The sequence below is a fragment of the Pyrococcus horikoshii OT3 genome (genome assembly GCF_000011105.1).
GTDB lineage: Archaea > Methanobacteriota_B > Thermococci > Thermococcales > Thermococcaceae > Pyrococcus > Pyrococcus horikoshii.
This window is the reverse complement of record NC_000961.1, coordinates 1,464,007-1,480,874: the sequence shown is the minus strand read 5'-3', so window position 1 is coordinate 1,480,874 and position 16,868 is coordinate 1,464,007. Positions and strand designations below refer to the sequence as shown.

General features: G+C 41.8%; 20 protein-coding genes. 15 read left to right on the top strand and 5 right to left on the bottom strand.

Translation table 11 applies throughout. The features are described from left to right. Positions 1-49: 49 nt before the first annotated feature. Complete coding sequence (locus PH_RS07930) at positions 50-244, bottom strand: TIGR04140 family protein (RefSeq protein WP_010885747.1); 195 nt, start codon at positions 242-244, stop codon at positions 50-52. Between the two features lie 67 nt (positions 245-311). On the opposite strand from PH_RS07930, the gene PH_RS07925 reads away from it, so the two are divergent. Together PH_RS07925 and PH_RS07920 are read left to right on the top strand one after the other, a co-directional pair. Further along, positions 312-656: a YbjQ family protein gene (locus PH_RS07925; RefSeq protein WP_048053454.1), complete on the top strand. Its 345-nt coding sequence runs from the start codon at positions 312-314 to the stop codon at positions 654-656. Then, positions 653-1,294, top strand: a complete 642-nt coding sequence (locus PH_RS07920; RefSeq protein WP_010885745.1) for a hypothetical protein — start codon at positions 653-655, stop codon at positions 1,292-1,294. Before PH_RS07925 ends, PH_RS07920 begins: the two co-directional genes overlap by 4 nt. A gap of 31 nt (positions 1,295-1,325) precedes the next feature. On the opposite strand, the gene PH_RS07915 is transcribed toward PH_RS07920, so the two are convergent. Next, complete coding sequence (locus PH_RS07915) at positions 1,326-2,288, bottom strand: TIGR00269 family protein (protein ID WP_010885744.1); 963 nt, start codon at positions 2,286-2,288, stop codon at positions 1,326-1,328. Between the two features lie 149 nt (positions 2,289-2,437). Between PH_RS07915 and PH_RS07910 the strand changes: the two genes are divergently transcribed. From PH_RS07910 to PH_RS07890, 5 genes are all read left to right on the top strand, one after another. Then, positions 2,438-3,217, top strand: coding sequence for a TrkA C-terminal domain-containing protein (locus PH_RS07910; RefSeq protein ID WP_010885743.1), 780 nt, complete (start codon positions 2,438-2,440; stop codon positions 3,215-3,217). Then, positions 3,210-4,655 carry a potassium channel family protein gene (locus tag PH_RS07905; RefSeq protein ID WP_010885742.1) on the top strand — a complete coding sequence of 482 codons (1,446 nt, stop codon included), beginning with the start codon at positions 3,210-3,212 and terminating at the stop codon, positions 4,653-4,655. The genes PH_RS07910 and PH_RS07905 overlap by 8 nt, the downstream gene beginning before the upstream one ends. 6 nt (positions 4,656-4,661) lie before the next feature. After that, positions 4,662-5,795, top strand: coding sequence for an ATP-NAD kinase family protein (locus PH_RS07900; RefSeq protein ID WP_010885741.1), 1,134 nt, complete (start codon positions 4,662-4,664; stop codon positions 5,793-5,795). A 115-nt stretch (positions 5,796-5,910) separates the two neighbouring features. Then, a complete protein-coding gene (locus tag PH_RS07895; protein WP_010885740.1) occupies positions 5,911-7,014 on the top strand; it encodes a cell wall-binding repeat-containing protein in 1,104 nt (367 codons plus the stop codon). Positions 7,015-7,018: 4 nt separating this feature from the next. Continuing rightward, complete coding sequence (locus PH_RS07890) at positions 7,019-8,116, top strand: cell wall-binding repeat-containing protein (protein ID WP_010885739.1); 1,098 nt, start codon at positions 7,019-7,021, stop codon at positions 8,114-8,116. On the opposite strand, the gene PH_RS07885 is transcribed toward PH_RS07890, so the two are convergent. Further along, complete coding sequence (locus PH_RS07885) at positions 8,117-9,280, bottom strand: OBG GTPase family GTP-binding protein (protein ID WP_010885738.1); 1,164 nt, start codon at positions 9,278-9,280, stop codon at positions 8,117-8,119. A 91-nt stretch (positions 9,281-9,371) separates the two neighbouring features. Here PH_RS07885 and PH_RS07880 point away from each other — a divergent pair, with 91 nt between their 5' ends. Beyond that, positions 9,372-10,049 (top strand): metal-dependent hydrolase, encoded by a 678-nt coding sequence (locus PH_RS07880; RefSeq protein WP_048053453.1) that lies wholly within the window; start codon positions 9,372-9,374, stop codon positions 10,047-10,049. Here PH_RS07880 and PH_RS07875 read toward each other — a convergent pair. Together PH_RS07875 and ftsY are read right to left on the bottom strand one after the other, a co-directional pair. Then, positions 10,038-10,316 carry a DUF167 domain-containing protein gene (locus tag PH_RS07875; protein WP_048053452.1) on the bottom strand — a complete coding sequence of 93 codons (279 nt, stop codon included), beginning with the start codon at positions 10,314-10,316 and terminating at the stop codon, positions 10,038-10,040. The genes PH_RS07880 and PH_RS07875 overlap by 12 nt on opposite strands. Next, positions 10,309-11,277, bottom strand: coding sequence for a signal recognition particle-docking protein FtsY (gene ftsY / locus PH_RS07870; RefSeq protein WP_048053451.1), 969 nt, complete (start codon positions 11,275-11,277; stop codon positions 10,309-10,311). Before ftsY ends, PH_RS07875 begins: the two co-directional genes overlap by 8 nt. A 194-nt stretch (positions 11,278-11,471) precedes the next feature. Between ftsY and PH_RS07865 the strand changes: the two genes are divergently transcribed. The 7 genes from PH_RS07865 to PH_RS07835 are packed head-to-tail and all read left to right on the top strand — an operon-like array spanning position 11,472 to position 16,842. Then, entirely contained in the window at positions 11,472-11,741 is a 270-nt protein-coding gene (locus PH_RS07865) for a 2-oxoglutarate ferredoxin oxidoreductase subunit delta (protein ID WP_010885733.1), read from the top strand. 2 nt (positions 11,742-11,743) lie between these two features. Continuing rightward, positions 11,744-12,934, top strand: a complete 1,191-nt coding sequence (locus PH_RS07860; RefSeq protein WP_010885732.1) for a 2-oxoacid:acceptor oxidoreductase subunit alpha — start codon at positions 11,744-11,746, stop codon at positions 12,932-12,934. Further along, the gene (locus PH_RS07855; protein ID WP_010885731.1) at positions 12,931-13,785 is read left to right on the top strand and encodes a 2-oxoacid:ferredoxin oxidoreductase subunit beta; all 855 of its coding nucleotides are present in this window, start codon (positions 12,931-12,933) and stop codon (positions 13,783-13,785) included. The genes PH_RS07860 and PH_RS07855 overlap by 4 nt, the downstream gene beginning before the upstream one ends. A 3-nt stretch (positions 13,786-13,788) precedes the next feature. After that, positions 13,789-14,301, top strand: a complete 513-nt coding sequence (locus tag PH_RS07850) for a 2-oxoacid:ferredoxin oxidoreductase subunit gamma (protein WP_010885730.1) — start codon at positions 13,789-13,791, stop codon at positions 14,299-14,301. After that, positions 14,298-15,455 (top strand): 2-oxoacid:acceptor oxidoreductase subunit alpha, encoded by a 1,158-nt coding sequence (locus PH_RS07845; protein WP_010885729.1) that lies wholly within the window; start codon positions 14,298-14,300, stop codon positions 15,453-15,455. Before PH_RS07850 ends, PH_RS07845 begins: the two co-directional genes overlap by 4 nt. Further along, positions 15,452-16,297 carry a 2-oxoacid:ferredoxin oxidoreductase subunit beta gene (locus tag PH_RS07840; RefSeq protein ID WP_010885728.1) on the top strand — a complete coding sequence of 282 codons (846 nt, stop codon included), beginning with the start codon at positions 15,452-15,454 and terminating at the stop codon, positions 16,295-16,297. Before PH_RS07845 ends, PH_RS07840 begins: the two co-directional genes overlap by 4 nt. Further along, positions 16,294-16,842 (top strand): 2-oxoacid:ferredoxin oxidoreductase subunit gamma, encoded by a 549-nt coding sequence (locus PH_RS07835; protein WP_048053450.1) that lies wholly within the window; start codon positions 16,294-16,296, stop codon positions 16,840-16,842. Before PH_RS07840 ends, PH_RS07835 begins: the two co-directional genes overlap by 4 nt. Positions 16,843-16,868 lie beyond the last annotated feature (26 nt).

Here is a 16,868-nt window from a genome sequence, read left to right as displayed (position 1 = left end):
GTTCCTCGTTGATACTTTGCACTTAAAAGCTCTTGTTAAATTAACTTAGTCAACCTCCCGCTCTTGCCATTCTTAACTTTTTCATAAAAGCTTTTATTTTCCTTTCTTCACCCTCAATTTCGATCTTCCACAACGTGATTATCCTTATCTCTTCCTTTCCTAGGATTTTGATACTGAGGTTTAATCCCTTTGCAATGTCTTTAATTTCTTGAGGAGAGATAGAAGTCTTAATAATGGCTCTCATGGATTTGCATAAGGTTCGATAACTTATTAAAACCTTTGTAGATCAAAAATGAATTTAGGTGAAAGATATGAAGACTATAGAGGGAATTATAGTAGTAACAACTCCAGAGATTCCAGGATATAAAGTTGTGGAAGTCAAAGGCGTTGCTAGGGGTGGTACTGTTAGGGCTACTCATATAGGTAGGGATATAATGGCTTTACTGAGAAATCTAAAGGGTGGAGAAGTGAAGGAGTATACTGAGATGATGGCCGAGGCGAGGGAGGAAGCCTTAAGGAGAATGGCCCTTCACGCTAAAGAGCTTGGAGCTAATGCTGTGGTAAACTTTAGATTTGCTACTTCGAATCTCGGTGGAAGCATGGCCGAGATATATGCATATGGAACTGCAGTCGTCGTTGAGAGGGTTGAAAAATGAACTCTGCACCTTTTCTTATTTTTGGTGGCATCTTAGCTTGGCTCTTTGTATATTTTTTAAGGTTAAGGAGATTTTATGCTGGGGAGTTTCTCCTTGGGTTATTTATATTTGGGATCGCCATTACGATCCAAAGCATCATTCAGAAAGCTTCCCTGGTTTGGTTTAACGTTCATGCTAAGTTGTTAATCAGCCTATGGTTAGGATTTTTGGCCGGCTTTATTCAGGAAGGGATTAAGTACATCTTCGTCAAGGGTATGACACCTTACAAGGGAGCAATGGTAGGGCTTGGTTTTGGGATTGCTGAGGTTATACTTCTTGCGGTGGTTGCAACTTTAGCTGGATCATCAAATGTTCCCCTGTATTTATTAGTGGCTTCGGCCACTGAAAGATTCTTTGCTGTGGTATTTCATGTCGCTAGTACGTCACTCTTGGCTAGTTCTAATTTAAGAATTTTCCTTGGAGTTTTTACTGTTCATGGCTTGGTCGATACTTTAGCTTCGTATTCTCAGCTTTCGAGAGTTTTAAATACTCCTAAGGTGTTTCTAATAGAAGCCGTATTTGGAGTCTTTGCTCTCTTTCTGCTGTTAATATCTTTACCAAGGATTAGAGTTGAGAAAGAGGAGGGGCCTAAATGGTAGAGCTTAGGATGAGGAAATTTCTTAACAAGGCTCACCTTTGGGAAAGACTAAACTTAAGCTTCTCTGCTCTTTCCTTGACTTGTAGCCTGAATTGACAAGCCTTACATATTTCTCCACTTGTTGGTTGACCGCATATTTTGCAACGGTTGAGTTTTACTTTTTTGGCATAGGTTTTAGCTAGGAGTGGGAATATCTTATCGTAGCTCCTTAAAAGCTGGTACTTAGTTCCAGGATGCTTTTCCTCCATTTCATTCAACCAATCCCTTATTTCTGCCCTGAAAGCTTCAACCGCATAAGGACATTCGCTTAAATCAACCTCTATGTTATTCAGAACTGCGTATAGGACTATTTCCTTTTCAGGAACTTCCCTTAGAGGTTTTATCCTTGGAACTAATCCTTCATGAATTACCTCATAGTAAGGTCCAGTTCTTCCAAGTCTCGCAACGTCCCCCCTCATAAGATTCATTAGGAACATTTGAACCTCGTCATCTAGGTTTAACCCTAAGGCTAACTTATCCACTTTAAGTTCTTCTGCTGCTTTATTTAGTAGCCATCTTCTCCATACTCCGCAGTATGAGCAAGCTCCTAACCTCTCTCCTCTTGCACCCATGATTTCAACGGTCTCATCAAGGGTGAACCCTATGTAATCCTTGAATCTATAGATGTGATGCTCCACCCCTAAAAGCTCGGCATTCTTCTTTGCAACTTTAATGCTCTTGTCTCTATATCCTTTTATACCTTCATCAATCGTTATGGCGACTATTTCGAAGGGGAACTTCTTCCTTAGCTTTGCTAGAAGGTGTAAAAGTACGACGCTATCTTTGCCACCACTCACGGCGACTCCAATTCTTTCGCCCTTCTTTATCATCCTATACTTCCTTATAGTCCTCTTTACCTTTGACTCGACCATTTCATTGAAGTGCTTGTGGCAGTAGTATTTTCCCTCATATTTAGCAAAGTATACCGCTTCCCTTCCACATTTGGAGCATTTCATCTCTATCTCCGCCCCTTAGAAAGGTCAGCCCATGCGAGTCTCCTCACCACTCGGCCGAAATCTCCCTCATCATCCCAACTCGGGGAAGCTTAATTATGATAAAAATGTTTTGGTCAAACTTATAAGTTCGGACTCTAACATACCAAAATGTGATCACGATAATAACGTTGCTCCTGGTTGTCCTAATATCTGCTATAATAGTTAGGATAGGGGCTGTAGCACTTGAAATGACTGGGCTCTCTAGGGATGTTGCTGCTTTTCAAGCCCAGTCAGCATTCTCTGGTGTTGGCTTCACGACTAGTGAGAGTGAATACGTGGTTTCCCATCCCGTTAGAAGGAGGATAATAAGGATACTAATGCTGCTAGGTAGCGCGGGTGTAACCTCTGCAATAGCAACTCTCGTTTTAAGCTTCGTTGGTACAACTAAGGAGGAAGCAGGGTATAGGATGGTTGTCCTACTCATTGGGCTATTGGCCCTTTATTTGTTCTTTAGGTCGAAATTCATTGAGAGGGTGATGAGAAAGGCCATAAAGAAAGGTCTTTCAAGGTTGGCCCCTTCACTTAGGGTTATAGATTATTCTCAGCTTTTAGGGATAACTAGAGGTTACTCAATAGTTCAAATAAAAGTTAAGAGGAGGAGCTGGCTTGCAGATAAGACTCTAAGAGATCTTCAGCTTGATAAGGAAGGAGTTTTAGTACTTGGAATATATAGGAAAGTTAACGGAAGAAGGGTTTACCTTGGTGCTCCTCATGGAAGTACGAAGGTACTTCCTGGGGATGAACTTATACTTTATGGTCCTGAAGATGTTCTAATGTCCCTCTCTAAAAGGTTAAAGGGAGCTAAGGGTGAGAAGGAGCATGTAGAAGCTATGGAAATGGCCAAGGCTAGAAGAGTCCAGGAAGAAAGGGAGGCTGGAATAAGTGTGTGAATATACCTACTCTAATGGAAAGAAGTGTCGAAGGAAGCCCTTGAAAGGTTCCAAGTACTGCTCTCTTCATATCCCATTCGAGGAAGGAGAGCTTCTGTATGGGGATAGGATAAAGTACATAAAAAAGAGGGCTTTTGAGAGGGCATTGGAAAGGGGGATTAGGAATTTCGAAGGGGTTAAACTTTATGATGTCATAATTGTAGGAAAGGAGATCAATGAGGCATTGATTTTTAGGAACTCAATAATAAAGAGGCTAGTCATAGTAACCTCCAAGATTAAAAGTTTAAGCTTGATAGATACGACAATTGATACACTCGTAATAGTTAATTCAGAAGTTGATTTTTTCTATGTAAATGGGGGAAGTATTTATGGAGTTAGCATATGTTCGGTCAAATTTAGCTCTTCGATTCTATTTAGGGATTCAAGCATAAGATATGTTATGATAAACTCCACTGAATTCTCCCCAAAAGAAGTCACTACAGAAGAGGAATTTGGGGAAAAAGTTAGAATCGCAGGTAGGATAGAACTTGCAAATCTTAAAGACGTTAGGAGGATAGCTTTGAACTCTAAGTATCCATTGATGGCAAAAATTATGGAGGAATTTGGAATAAAACTTTCCTTAGATAGAAAGAAGCCTGTAAGGGTTCATACTCTAACTATTACTGGAGTGGAGTTTGATGAGAGTCCTAGATTTAGGAAACAGGTTCGAATATTCATCAATAGGTTCTCGGGTCAACTGATATTTGAGAATCTCTCAGTTCCAGGACACGTTGAGATTGTGAATAGTAGAGTTCGCTATCCTGAATTTGTTCATGTAATAATTCACAATAACCTGGTTCTCAGAAATACGAGGCTATATAGTGATGAAAATTGGAACTTGGCGTATCTTCCTAATCTCCTTGCAGAACTCAATGTTTATGGCTTTATCGTCATAGATAATTGTCAGTTCAATAATCCTTACTTAGCTGAAGTATTCTATAGGATAGCGAGAACGACATGGGAGGGGAGTGGGGATAAGGAGAATGCTGACGAGTATTACTATCTTGAAATGTTAGCTAGGAGGAAAAAAGTTATACAGCATTATAGAAAAGGTCCCAGGACGTTAAAGAAGATGGTTAAATTGTTAGAAGTGTTGTTTGAGTTTTTGTTTGCGGATTTAACTTGTAAGTATGGTACAGATTGGAAAAGACCCGTTTTTCTATGGATGGGGCTTGTAATCTTTGTCTTCCCAGTATTCTATGCACTTACTAAAAGTGTCGTTCCGACTAGTTCTCTCTTTGATTACGTGTACTTTAGCATCGTTACAGCAACGACCCTTGGATATGGGGACTTGCATCCAATAGGTGTGGGAAAGGTCATAGCCTCAATAGAAGCAATCTTTGGAATGTTCATGTGGGCGGTCTTCTTAACAGTGTTTGCGAGGAAATATATGAGGTGATTAATTATGAAAGTTGGATTGATAATTAATCCGATTGCTGGAATGGGAGGTAGGGTTGCTTTAAAAGGTACGGATGGCGTAGTTGAAGAAGCAGTGAAAAGAGGGGCTCGTCCTATTAGTCAGAAATTAGTTGAATTATTCCTAAAGGAACTAGAAAGTTACAACGTTGCCGTTGAATTCCTTACGGGACCGGGACCTCTTGGTGAAGATGCCCTCAAGAAGTTTGAATTTCCCTACGAAGTTATTAAGCATAGGGAGATTGGATACAGAGATATTATGGGCGTTAAAATCCCGGACACTTCAGCTGAAGATACCAAAGTGCTTGCTAAAGAAATTGTAAAGAACGGGGCTGAGCTATTATTATTCGCTGGTGGCGATGGAACCGCAAGGGATGTTACCGAGGCTGTTGACAAAGATATTCCAATTCTTGGTATTCCTACTGGTGTTAAGATGTTTTCAGGCGTCTTTGCAACATCTCCGGAAGATGCCGCTAGAATTCTCGTTGAGTTTTTGAAAGGAAACGCTAAGCTTGAGGAGAGGCCTGTCATGGATTTAGACGAAAATGCTTACAGGAGAGATAGGGTTAAGGCAAAGAAATTTTCTGAAGCCATAACCCCAATTGTTGAAATGCTTGTCCAAGGTAGTAAAGAAGCCACAACTATTGATGAAAGTGCTGAATTAGAGGCACTTGCTGACGCTGTTGCCGAGGAAATTCTTAGTAGCGATGGGATATACTTTCTCGGTGCAGGATCCACGATAAAAAGGATAAAGGATAAGATCGGAATTGAGGGAACTCTGCTCGGCGTGGATGTAGTCAGAGTTGAAAATGGGAAAGCTAAGCTTCTAGTTAAAGATGCCAGCGAAAAGGATCTCTTAAAGTTTCTTGATAAGAAACCTAAGATAGTAGTCACGATAATAGGCGGACTTAACTTCCTATTCGGAAGGGGCAATCAGCAGTTCTCTCCTGAAGTCCTTAAAAAGGTTGGAAAGGAAGGAGTTATTGTCGTTGCAACACCTTCAAAGGTCAAAGATGGCTTCGTTAGAGTGTACACGGGAGATGAAGATGTCGATGAAAAATTCAAGGGATACATTAGAGTTAGGGTTTCTCCCTGGATGGAAAAGTTAGTTAAAGTCATTTAAAGTGCTTTGGAATACTTTTTATCCAAATGGGAGGATTTGAAACATTCAGGGACGATATAGGAACGTGAAATTCCTCTTATAGATCCTGAGGTTTTGTTATAATTGGTGACGTAGAATGAGGAGGCTACTTGGTATATTTGTGGCATTAGTTGTGGCATTTAGCATAGCCGCTATCCCTGCAGTAAGTGCTCAGGATCAGGGAACAAGTACCATAGTGATACTAAGTAGTGACAATGAAGCTGACATGACCCTAGCCCAAAAGATAGCAGAGATTCTAAATGCAACTCTAGTTACAACCCCATGGGGTGTGTACAATGAAACAGTGCTTGATGAGATAGTAAACCTTACTCCAGATTTAGTAATTATAATAGGAGGCCCAATAGCAGTGCCACCTATATATGAAGAAGCTCTGAAGGACTTTAACGTCACAGTTCTTAGGGCAGGTGGTGTGGATAGGGCGGAAACATGCAAGAAGGCCTTTGAAATAATAAGGGAGAGATTTCCAAGGGCATTTGAGAATGTTACTGTTGTAGTAGTGTACGGCTGGGACTATCCAGCATTAATGGAAGCATTGAAGGAGAGGGGTATTGTTCCACTAATAATTAAGAACACTACAATAGAGGATCTCAGGAAGTTCAGGAAAATAAAGATAATTAGGAGCAGATACGCCGAAAGGGTAATGAGAGAGCTTAAGAAAAAGCTTGGAAACAACACAAAAGAGGTAACTGTCAACGTTACGGCCGAAATTGCTAAGAGGGCTATTAAATTAGCTGAGGATAGATTAAAAGTCGCCAAAGAGGTTGCTAAAAACTCTAGCAAACCGAATGTTGACGTACTACTTGTAAATGCCGAAAGAGACCTTGAATTAGCAAAGAAGGCCTATGAAGAAGGAAAATATGGAAGGGCATTTGGACTTGCAACAGCTGCTAGAAATATTTCAGAAGCGATAATAAAGTCAGCTACAGAGAACAGTCAAAAGAAGCTTAACATTGGAGTTATTAGGCTGAAAATAGAAATAAGGGTTCTAGAAAGAGTGCTAAATAAGCTCAAGGAAAGGGGAGTTGACGTTTCAATTGAAGAAGGACTATTGCTACAAGCAAAGAGTGCTCTAAGTAAGGGTGATTTCAGGCTTGCAAAGACATTAATAGTACTTATTCATAGGGAATTATGGAGGGATATAAGAGAACTCCATAAAGCTAAGCATAAAACGAGGGGGTGAATAAATGAAAAAATTTCTTCCTCTCCTTCTATCTTTTATTATTCTAGGTACAGCAGTCCCAACTCTGGCCCAGGTACAGAATACCTTAATACTTGTAAGCGACAATGAAGCTGATCTGGCTTTAGCTCAGAAAGTAGGCGAGCTTCTTAATGCGGAGGTAGTTGTAACTCCGTGGGGAGTTTATAATGAATCGATAAGCGTGGAGATAATAGAGAAAAACCCATCTCTAGTTTTGATAATAGGTGGGCCTAAGGCCGTTAGTCCTCAATATGAAGTTGACCTCCAGTCAGTTGGAATTCCGTATGTAAGGCGTTGGGGAGCTACAAGGGTTGAGACGGCAACTAGTGTGATAAACTTCATAAGAAAAGATTATCCTCACCTCTTCAAGGGCGTGAAGCTGGTAGTAGTTTATGGTTGGGATCTGGCTGGGTTATCAAAGCTAAGAGAATTAATGAGGGAAAACAACGTAATTCCAGTCTATATCTCGAATAACTCAACCAATGTTCCCGTAAATTGGAGTGGAAAACTTATCGTCATTGAAACCCCATTTTCTAAGAACATCATTAGGAGGCTCCATTTATATGGGCCAATAATAGTAAAGGCTAACGTAACCAGGGAAGTTGCAGAAGAAGCAATAGAGAAAGCAGAAAGGGCCATTAAAAGGGCCGAAGTTATATCAAGGTTAAGTGGTCTTAGCCTTGGGCTTGAAAGTGCTTATAAATTCCTAGGCATTGCTAAGGAGGCATATTCTCAGGGGGATTATTTAAAGGCTTATAACTTTGCCAATCTTGCTAGGGCTAAAGCTGAAAGGATAATCGCTACTGGGATTTTTGCAAAACCTAGAGTTAAGATGCCTCCCAAGCTTGAGCTTCAAATTCAAATTAAATTTTTAAAGCTACTCACCATGAGACTGGAAGCTCAAGGAGTAGATGTTAGAGGGGTTAAGGAGTTAATAGCGAAAGCTGAAGATGCGTTAAACCAGGGGAATATTTCACTTGCAATTAAGTACGTAAACGAGGCCAGAGAATTGTTGAGGTATATTCATAGAGGAAGGGAAGGCTGGAAGGGTAAGAAGCGGGGAAGTAAGAGAGTGGGAAGTTAACTACTTTGCATGTATCTCAACTATATCCCCATCTTCCAAAACATGGTCTGGGCCAACTCTCTGTCCTGGGAATTTTACGCTTTTTCCCCAAACTCTAGCATATCTAAAGTTCTTTACAAGATCCTTATGAATCCTTTCTGCAACATCCATTACCGTTGCTCCCCTCTTTAGGGCTATTGGTGGATATGCAGGCTCTTCTCCTGGACTCTTGGTAAATACCCTTATTATTTCGGCAACGTCGTAAATAGCCTCTTTCACTGCTTCTAGGTTTATTCTCTTCTTTGCTGAAACTGGAACGATCTTAAATTTCTCCCCATATTTATTTATCAATTTGTGGTAATTCTCTTTACTTCCTGGGCTGTCCCCTTTATTTGCTATTATTATAGCTTTTTTCCAGACTAGGCTATCGTCTAAAGCATCTGCAAACTCCTCAAGTGTTACGGGTTCTTTTACCGTAATCTCTGCTGAGTGTATCTTCTCTTCTCTAAGCATTCTCATTACCTCACTTAGATCACCCTTTATGTTCTCCGCCCCGTTTATAACTATCCCACCACTTGGTGTTTTTCTGATCTCTACCCTAGGTCTTCGTTTATTCACTTTAATTCCAGCCCTCTCAAATTCTCTAAGCAGGATTTCCATCTGCTTTATCGGGTCCTCACTTAGGTCTATAACTATAGCTATTGCATCAGCATTCCTTATAACGGCTAGAAGTTGAGGGCCCATACCTTTTCCAAGAGCTGCCCCTTCTAAGAGCCCAGGAACTTCAACAAGTTGTATCTGAACATCTTTGTAGTTCATCATCGCTGGAACGGGTTCCGTGGTCGTAAAAGGATAATCTGCACTTTCAACGTCCACTCCAGTTAACGCTCTCAAAAGTTCAGACTTTCCAACGTTAGGCAATCCTACCAGGACTATTTGAGCTGCACCTTCTTTTTTAACCGCTAAAGAATAACCTCCTCCCTTTCTCTGTTGTCTCTGCTTTTCTAATTCCCTCCTAAGCTCTGCAAGTCTCCTCTTTATTTGTAATCGTAATTTTTCGGTTCCTTTATGTTTCGGAACTAAGGCGTACATCTTCTCAAGTGCTCTTATCTTCTCTGGAATTGTCTTTGCATTTCTATACTCCTCTTCCGCTGCTAGGTATTCTGCTGTTACATTGGTTGGCATAGAACTCCCTCCTGTTTAATTTAATAATCCGGTTTTTTAAAAGGTAAGGTTTTAAGTAATGTTTTGTTATTATACTCCTGGGTGGGCGAAGATGGTGAAGGTAAAGTTTTTAGGACATGCGGCCTTTTATATTGAGGGAAGCAAGAAGATCTTAATCGATCCATTTTTGACTGGAAATCCACAAGCCGCTGCAAGGCCGGAGGACTTCAAGGATGTTGACCTAATTCTCGTAACCCATGCGCATGGAGACCACTTGGGTGATGCTGGTGAAATAGCAAGGATAAGTGGGGCAAAGATAGTAGCTATGTACGATCTTGCAAACTACATTTCCGAGAAGTACAAGGATGTTGAAACCATTGGGATGAATTACGGCCCAACTGAGATCGATGGAGTATTTATAGTTCAAGTTCCTGCATGGCACTCAAGTAGCGATGGAAAGTACAGCATAGGAAATCCCTCTGGATACATAGTAAAGCTCGACGATGTTACCATCTATCATGCTGGGGATACTTATGTTTTCAAAGATATGGAGCTGTTCGCTGAACTTTACGGCCCCATAGACGTTGCCCTCCTTCCAATAGGAGGGCACTTCACCATGGGTGTTAGGGAAGCTGCAAAGGCCGTGGAGCTACTCAAGCCGAGGAAGGTTGTTCCAATGCATTACAACACATGGCCACCAATATCCGCGGATCCTGAAGAGTTCAAGAGGTTAGTTGGGGACAAAGCGGAGGTTGTAATACTAAAGCCAGGTGAAGAGCTAAAGCTTTAGTCTCTTTTTAACTTCCTCTAATTTTATCCCTTTTACCAGGAGATCCTTTTCTCTAGAGGTTTCTCCCCTAATTATCTCGACTTTTGCCCCAAGAATCTTTGAGAGGAACTTTATAAGTTCCTTATTTGCCTCCCCTTTAACTGGAGGAGCTTTTATGCTTATCCTTATTCTATTTTTCCAATTGTCAACTCCTTCAATCTTGTTCTCCTTGGAGTTTGGTCTGACTATTACTTGAATTATTGTTCCATCTTTGGTTTCCTTAAGCACTTTCCTCACCCAATATCTTTTCTACGAACCACCTTTCATCGAAGGGTATTAAATCTTCGTAGCCTTGGCCAATGCCAACAAATAGGATCGGAGCATTTATCACATGGCTTATACTTAAGGCGGCCCCTCCCCTTGCATCTGCGTCTAGCTTCGTCAATATAACTCCATCAATCTTCACTGCTTGGTTGAACTGTCTAGCCTGTTCAACTATTGCGTTCCCGGCTAAAGAATCCCCAACAAAGATTACTAGGTTAGGCTTTGTAACTCTTGCTATCTTCTTCATCTCATCCATAAGATTCCTATTAGTCTCACTTCTTCCAGCTGTATCGATTAAGACAACGTCTATCCCTCTAGCTTTAGCATGTTGGATTGCATCATAGGCTACTGCGGCGGGGTCTGCTCCATACTTATGCTTTATCACCTTTACACCTACTTTCTTAGCATGCTCCTCTAACTGCTCTATAGCTCCAGCTCTGAATGTATCACTTGCAGCTATGACAACGCTAAATCCATTTTTCTTAAGCCAATGTGCTAGTTTTGCAATTGTTGTCGTTTTACCGGAACCATTAAAGCCAACGAATAAAATTACGTAGGGCTTTTCAGCTTTTTTTATCTCTTCTAGCAGGTCCATTTTCTTTTCTGGTGTTAGAATTTCTAGGACAGCCTTTCTAACGGCTTCTTCAATGATCTTCTCTTTGTTAGTTCCAATTCTAACTTTCTTACCAACTAAGTTCCTCTTTATTCTATCTTTGAGTTCGTCGACGACCTCCAATGCAACATCGGCTTCAAGTAATTCAAGCTCTAAATCTTCCAATGCCTCTTCAATATCCTTTTCCTTTATCTCAATCATCAAAATCTTGTCAAGCAAACCCTTCTTTTTCGCTTCATCCTCTTCTTTTTCGACATTTTCTTCTACCCTCCTTATGAAAGATTGGAGCTTTTCTTTTAATTTCCCTAGCATTTCTACCACCATCCTAAGATTCTGGGTTCGTTAATTAACCTTTTTATCCAAATCATCTTCCATAAATGCTCGAAAATTTTGATAAACTTTCAAATATCCTCCCATTTTGCTCGTTGTTTCTTTTTTGAACATTAATGTCCATCTACAAAAGCTTTAAATGTTGACAAATGTAAACATCAGAGTGGGGATGATAAGTGACAGATTCGGAAGTTCAAACTGAGGTAAAAAAGGAAGGGTATCTAGTTATCGGAAAAACAAAGACCACAGAGATCAGTATAGATACTTTTCTATGCAAAGGTTGTGGTATATGCGTTGAAATGTGTCCAAGGAAGGTCTTTGAATGGAGCAAGGAGTTGAGCGAGAAAGGTGTCCACTATCCAGTCCCCGTGCATGTTGAGAAGTGCGTTAGGTGTAAGTTATGTGAACTCCTATGTCCAGACTTTGCAATAGCCGTAAGGTGGTAGTTATGATAATTAGAGGAGATGAGCCGGAACAAAAAGCCCTGTTAAGAAAACTCTACAGACCGGGTAACTATTTTATGATGGGAGATGAGGCCATAGCTTATGGTGCAATATTTGCTGGTTGCAGGTTTTATGCAGGTTACCCAATAACCCCCTCAAGTGAAATAGCCGAGACAATGGCCAGGGAACTGCCGAAAGTTGGAGGTTATTACCTGCAAATGGAGGATGAAATTGGAAGTATAGCTGCAATGATAGGAGCTTCTTGGACTGGGCTTAAAGCTATGACTGCTACTTCTGGTCCTGGGTTTAGTTTGATGCAGGAGAATATTGGTTATGCCGTCATGACCGAAACCCCAATAGTCGTAGTAAACGTCCAGAGGAGTGGACCCTCGACTGGACAGGCGACTAAGGGAGCACAGGGAGATTTCTTTCAGGCAAGGTGGGGCACGCATGGAGACCATCCGATGATAGCTGTCTCCCCTATAAGTGTCGAGGATGCCTTTTGGGAAACTATAAGGGCTTTTAACATAGCTGAAAAGCTTAGAACTCCAGTCATTGTTTTATTCGATGGAATTCTTGGACATACTAGGGAGCAGATAAGGATTCCAGATCCGGATGAAGTCGAAATCACTTATAGGAAGCTTCCTGGGAGTGAGGAGGAGGCTAAGCTTCCCTTTGGTGATCCTCATGGTGACGGAGTCCCACCAATGCCCCTATTTGGCCATGGGTACTTCACTCACGTGACGGGTTCTACTCACAAGGAGAATGGGCTTAGAGATGTTTACACCCAAGAAGTTCATGATAAACTTGTGAGGAGAATCCACAGGAAGATAGAGCAGAATAGAGATGTTTATGAGAAGTATGAAGAGTACTACACTGACGATGCTGAGATACTTGTGGTTAGCTGGGGAGTTTCTGCAAGGCCATCTCTCGGAGCAGTATTAAAGGCTAGAGAAGAAGGTATAAAAGCTGGCCTCTTCGTTCCTAAAACAGTTCATCCGTTCCCAGGAGAGAGAATGAGGGAATTAGGAAAGAAAGTTAGGGCAATTCTTGTTCCTGAAATGAATCTGGGTCAAATGGTACTTGAGGTTCAGAGGTTTGTGAACGACGATGTTATATTAAAAGGAGTGAATAAAATAGGGGGAGTTCCCTTAACGGTTGAGGAGATTCTAAAGGAAATTAGGGGTGTTGCATGATGCCGAAGATTTATTCTAAGTATCCAATGGTAAAGTATCTTCGTAAAGAAGCACTTCCTACTGCTCTCTGTCCGGGGTGTGGTGGTGGAACGGTTTTAAATGCATTTGCAAATGCTATAGATCAACTAAAAATAGATCCCAGGGATCTAGTTGTTGTTAGTGGTATCGGTTGCTCGGCTTGGATAGCCTCTCCCTACTTCTTAGCGGATACGCTCCACACAACACATGGAAGGGCGATAGCATTTGCAACTGGCGTTAAGGTTGGCCTTCCCGACAAGTACGTTGTCGTGATAAGTGGAGATGGGGATTTAGCAAGCATTGGAGGTAATCACTTAATTCATGCTGCAAGAAGAAACGTAGATATAACCGTCATCCTGGTTAACAACTTCATCTATGGAATGACCGGTGGTCAGGTTGCTCCAACAACGCCTTTTGGCGCAATAACAACGACAACACCTTATAGAAACATTGAACATCCCCTAAAGGTAGCCGAGACGGTTGCAGCTGCTGGTGCTTCCTACGTTGCAAGGTGGACTACTGCTCATGTTTATCAGCTGATAGAGAGTATAAAGAAGGCCTTAATGACTAAGGGATTCTCCCTAGTCGAAGTAATTTCCCAATGTCCGGTTCAGTTTGGAAGGAGAAATAAAATGAAAGAACCCGCTGAGATGCTTCGCTGGTTCTTGAAAAATTCTATCCCGATAAGCAAAGCTAAGAACATGAGTGAGGAAGAACTTGAGGGTAAATTTGTTGTGGGCGAATTTGTGAAGAGAAAGAGGCCAGAGTTTGTAACTGAACTTAACAAACTTATCGATGAGGTTCAAGAGAGGTTTGGACTTAAGGAGGAGTGAGATATGCAGATTAGATTCGCTGGAATTGGTGGTCAGGGTGTAGTCTTGGCTGGAGTAATCCTGGGGGAGGCCGCTGCTATAGAGGGACTTAGAGTTCTCCAGACTCAGGATTACAGTTCGGCGAGTAGGGGTGGACATTCAATAGCTGATGTAATAATCTCAGATGGGGAGATATATGATCTAATGGTTACCCATGCCGATGTTTTAGTGGCCTTGCATCAACTAGGCTATGAAACGGCTAAGTCAAAACTTAAGCCCGACGGATTGCTTATAATTGACACCGATTTGGTTAAGCCGGATAGAGATTTCGTAGGGGCACCATTTACGAGGATAGCCGAGGAAACTACGGGACTCGCACTCACGGTTAATATGGTGGCCCTGGGTTACCTTATAGCAAAAACAGGCATTGTCAAACCTGAGAGCGTTGAAGAGGCGATAAGGAGGAGGGTTCCGAAGGGAACAGAGGAAATTAACTTGAGGGCTTTTAGAAAAGGTCTGGAGGTGGGTAAAGAATGAGGCTTCCCTTTCCAGTTGGTAAAGCTGACTTTATCCAGGGAGATGAGGCCATAGCTAGGGCTGCCATCTTAGCGGGTTGTAGATTCTATGCTGGTTATCCAATAACCCCAGCAAGTGAGATATTTGAAGCTATGGCCCTCTACATGCCCCTCATTGATGGTGTTGTGATCCAGATGGAGGATGAAATAGGTAGCATAGCTGCGGTAATAGGGGCCTCCTGGGCCGGAGTTAAAGCTATGACTGCTACTTCTGGTCCTGGGTTTAGTTTGATGCAGGAGAATATTGGTTATGCCGTCATGACCGAAACCCCAATAGTCGTAGTAAACGTCCAGAGAGGAGGTCCTTCAACGGGACAACCTACATTACCTTCCCAGGGAGACATCATGCAGTCTATTTGGGGAACTCATGGAGATCACACCCTAATCGTTTTGAGCCCTTCAACAGTTCAAGAAGCTTTTGACTTTACAATAAGGGCCTTTAATTTAGCCGAGAAATATAGAACTCCCGTGATATTGCTCAGTGATGCTGAAGTCGGCCACATGAGAGAGAGGGTTTACATCCCGGAGCCTGATGAAATTGAAATAGTAAATAGGAAGCTTCCTGGGAGTGAGGAGGAGGCTAAGCTTCCCTTTGGTGATCCTCATGGTGACGGAGTCCCACCAATGCCCATCTTTGGTAAGGGTTACAGAACTTACGTTACTGGATTGACGCATGATGAAAAGGGAAGGCCTAGAACGGTTGAGAGGGAGGTTCATGAGAGACTCATTAGGAGAATTTTCGAAAAGATAGAGAAAAACAAGAAAGATATCTTTGATTACGAAGCTAGAGAGCTTGATGATGCAGAGATAGCTATAGTCACTACTGGTATAGTGGCTAGATCTGCCTTAAGGGCTATTAAAGAGCTAAGAAACCTTGGTATTAAGGCTGGATTGCTTAAGATAAATACGATCTGGCCATTCGATTTTGAGCTAATAGAAAAGGTCGCCGAAAAAGTTGAGAGGATATATGTCCCTGAAATGAACCTTGGTCAGCTCTATCATCTCGTTAAGGAGGGAGCTAATGGAAAGGCCGAAGTCAAATTGATAAGTAAGATAGGTGGCGAAGTTCACACTCCAATGGAGATCATTGACTTTATTAGGAGGGATCTCTCATGAAGCTAGTCTCAGCTTATGAAATTAGGGATAAGTACCTCAGAAAGGACATGCTTCCAACGATCTTCTGCCCTGGTTGTGGTATAGGTTCAGTTCTCCAGTTCACCCTTAGGGCTATAGATGAGTTGGGCTTAGATCCTGATAAGATAGTTTGGGTGAGTGGAATAGGTTGCTCATCTAGGGTGCCCGGCTTTGTAAACTTCGACGGCCTTCACACCACTCATGGAAGGGCTTTAGCCTTCGCTACCGGGATAAAGCTAGCAAACCCCGAGCTCAAGATAATAGCTTTTATGGGAGATGGAGATGCCGCTGCTATAGGGGGGAATCATCTAATCCATGCAATAAGAAGGAACCTCGATGTTACTGTAATACTCATTAATAACTTTACCTATGGAATGACAGGTGGTCAGGTTGCTCCAACTACACCTAAAGGATTAAGAGGCACTACAGCTCCCTATGGGCAATTTGAGAATCCCTTTGACATAGCCCAATTGGCCGTAGCTGCTGGGGCCAACTACGTGGCTAGATGGACTGTTTTCAATTATATCCAGGGAATTAACAGTATAAAGAAGGCCCTAACTAAAGAAGGATTTTCCCTTGTTGAGTTTCTCTCACCCTGTCCAATAAGCTTCGGAAGGAGGAATAAAATGAAGACAGCACCGGAGATAATTAGATGGTATCAAAAGATAACTGTTCCTATAAACAAAGCTAAGAAGATGAAGCCCGAGGAACTTGAGGGGAAAATAATCATTGGTGAATTCGTTGATAGGAATAGGCCTGGATTGGTTAGGGAGTACAGAGAGTACATAAAGAGGGCGAAGAAGATGATGGGGTGGGAAGATTGAGAAGGGAAATTTTGATAGGCGGCTTTGGAGGTCAGGGAGTAATATTAGCTAGTGTAATTCTGGGAAGGGCCGCTGCGGTATATGAAGGTTTTTATGCAGTTCAAACTCAGGCCTATGGGCCAGAATCTAGAGGTGGAGCAAGTAGAGCTGAGGTCGTAATAAGCGACGAACCTATTGATTACCCGAAAGTCATAGAACCCGACTATGCGATCTTACTTAGCCAGCAGGCCTACGATAAGTATCTTCCCCTTGTAAAAAATGGAGGATTGGTTATAATTGAGGAGGATCTAGTTCCAAATAGGAATGAAGAGCTTGAGAAAGGTAGAAAAGTTTATGCCTATCCATTAACGGAGATAGCTGAAGAAACCACTGGATTAAGCCTCACGATGAACATACTCACCCTGGGACTCTTCGTTGGATTAACGAAAATAGTGAAAAAAGAGAGCATTGAAAAGGCCGTTTTGGATGCTGTTCCGAAAGGAACTGAGCAAATAAACCTAAAAGCCCTCTATAAAGGCTTTGAGTTAGCTGAAAAATATCTCTAGTTACTTGGACTTTTTATCCATTAATT

Coding starts and splice junctions, on each gene's coding strand:
- PH_RS07930 (WP_010885747.1), bottom strand. CDS start 244: ATGAGAGCCATTATTAAGACTTCTATCTCTCCTCAAGAAATTAAAGAC.
- PH_RS07925 (WP_048053454.1), top strand. CDS start 312: ATGAAGACTATAGAGGGAATTATAGTAGTAACAACTCCAGAGATTCCA.
- PH_RS07920 (WP_010885745.1), top strand. CDS start 653: ATGAACTCTGCACCTTTTCTTATTTTTGGTGGCATCTTAGCTTGGCTC.
- PH_RS07915 (WP_010885744.1), bottom strand. CDS start 2,288: ATGAAATGCTCCAAATGTGGAAGGGAAGCGGTATACTTTGCTAAATAT.
- PH_RS07900 (WP_010885741.1), top strand. CDS start 4,662: ATGAAAGTTGGATTGATAATTAATCCGATTGCTGGAATGGGAGGTAGG.
- PH_RS07895 (WP_010885740.1), top strand. CDS start 5,911: ATGAGGAGGCTACTTGGTATATTTGTGGCATTAGTTGTGGCATTTAGC.
- PH_RS07890 (WP_010885739.1), top strand. CDS start 7,019: ATGAAAAAATTTCTTCCTCTCCTTCTATCTTTTATTATTCTAGGTACA.
- PH_RS07885 (WP_010885738.1), bottom strand. CDS start 9,280: ATGCCAACCAATGTAACAGCAGAATACCTAGCAGCGGAAGAGGAGTAT.
- PH_RS07880 (WP_048053453.1), top strand. CDS start 9,372: ATGGTGAAGGTAAAGTTTTTAGGACATGCGGCCTTTTATATTGAGGGA.
- ftsY (WP_048053451.1), bottom strand. CDS start 11,277: ATGCTAGGGAAATTAAAAGAAAAGCTCCAATCTTTCATAAGGAGGGTA.
- PH_RS07860 (WP_010885732.1), top strand. CDS start 11,744: ATGATAATTAGAGGAGATGAGCCGGAACAAAAAGCCCTGTTAAGAAAA.
- PH_RS07855 (WP_010885731.1), top strand. CDS start 12,931: ATGATGCCGAAGATTTATTCTAAGTATCCAATGGTAAAGTATCTTCGT.
- PH_RS07850 (WP_010885730.1), top strand. CDS start 13,789: ATGCAGATTAGATTCGCTGGAATTGGTGGTCAGGGTGTAGTCTTGGCT.
- PH_RS07845 (WP_010885729.1), top strand. CDS start 14,298: ATGAGGCTTCCCTTTCCAGTTGGTAAAGCTGACTTTATCCAGGGAGAT.
- PH_RS07840 (WP_010885728.1), top strand. CDS start 15,452: ATGAAGCTAGTCTCAGCTTATGAAATTAGGGATAAGTACCTCAGAAAG.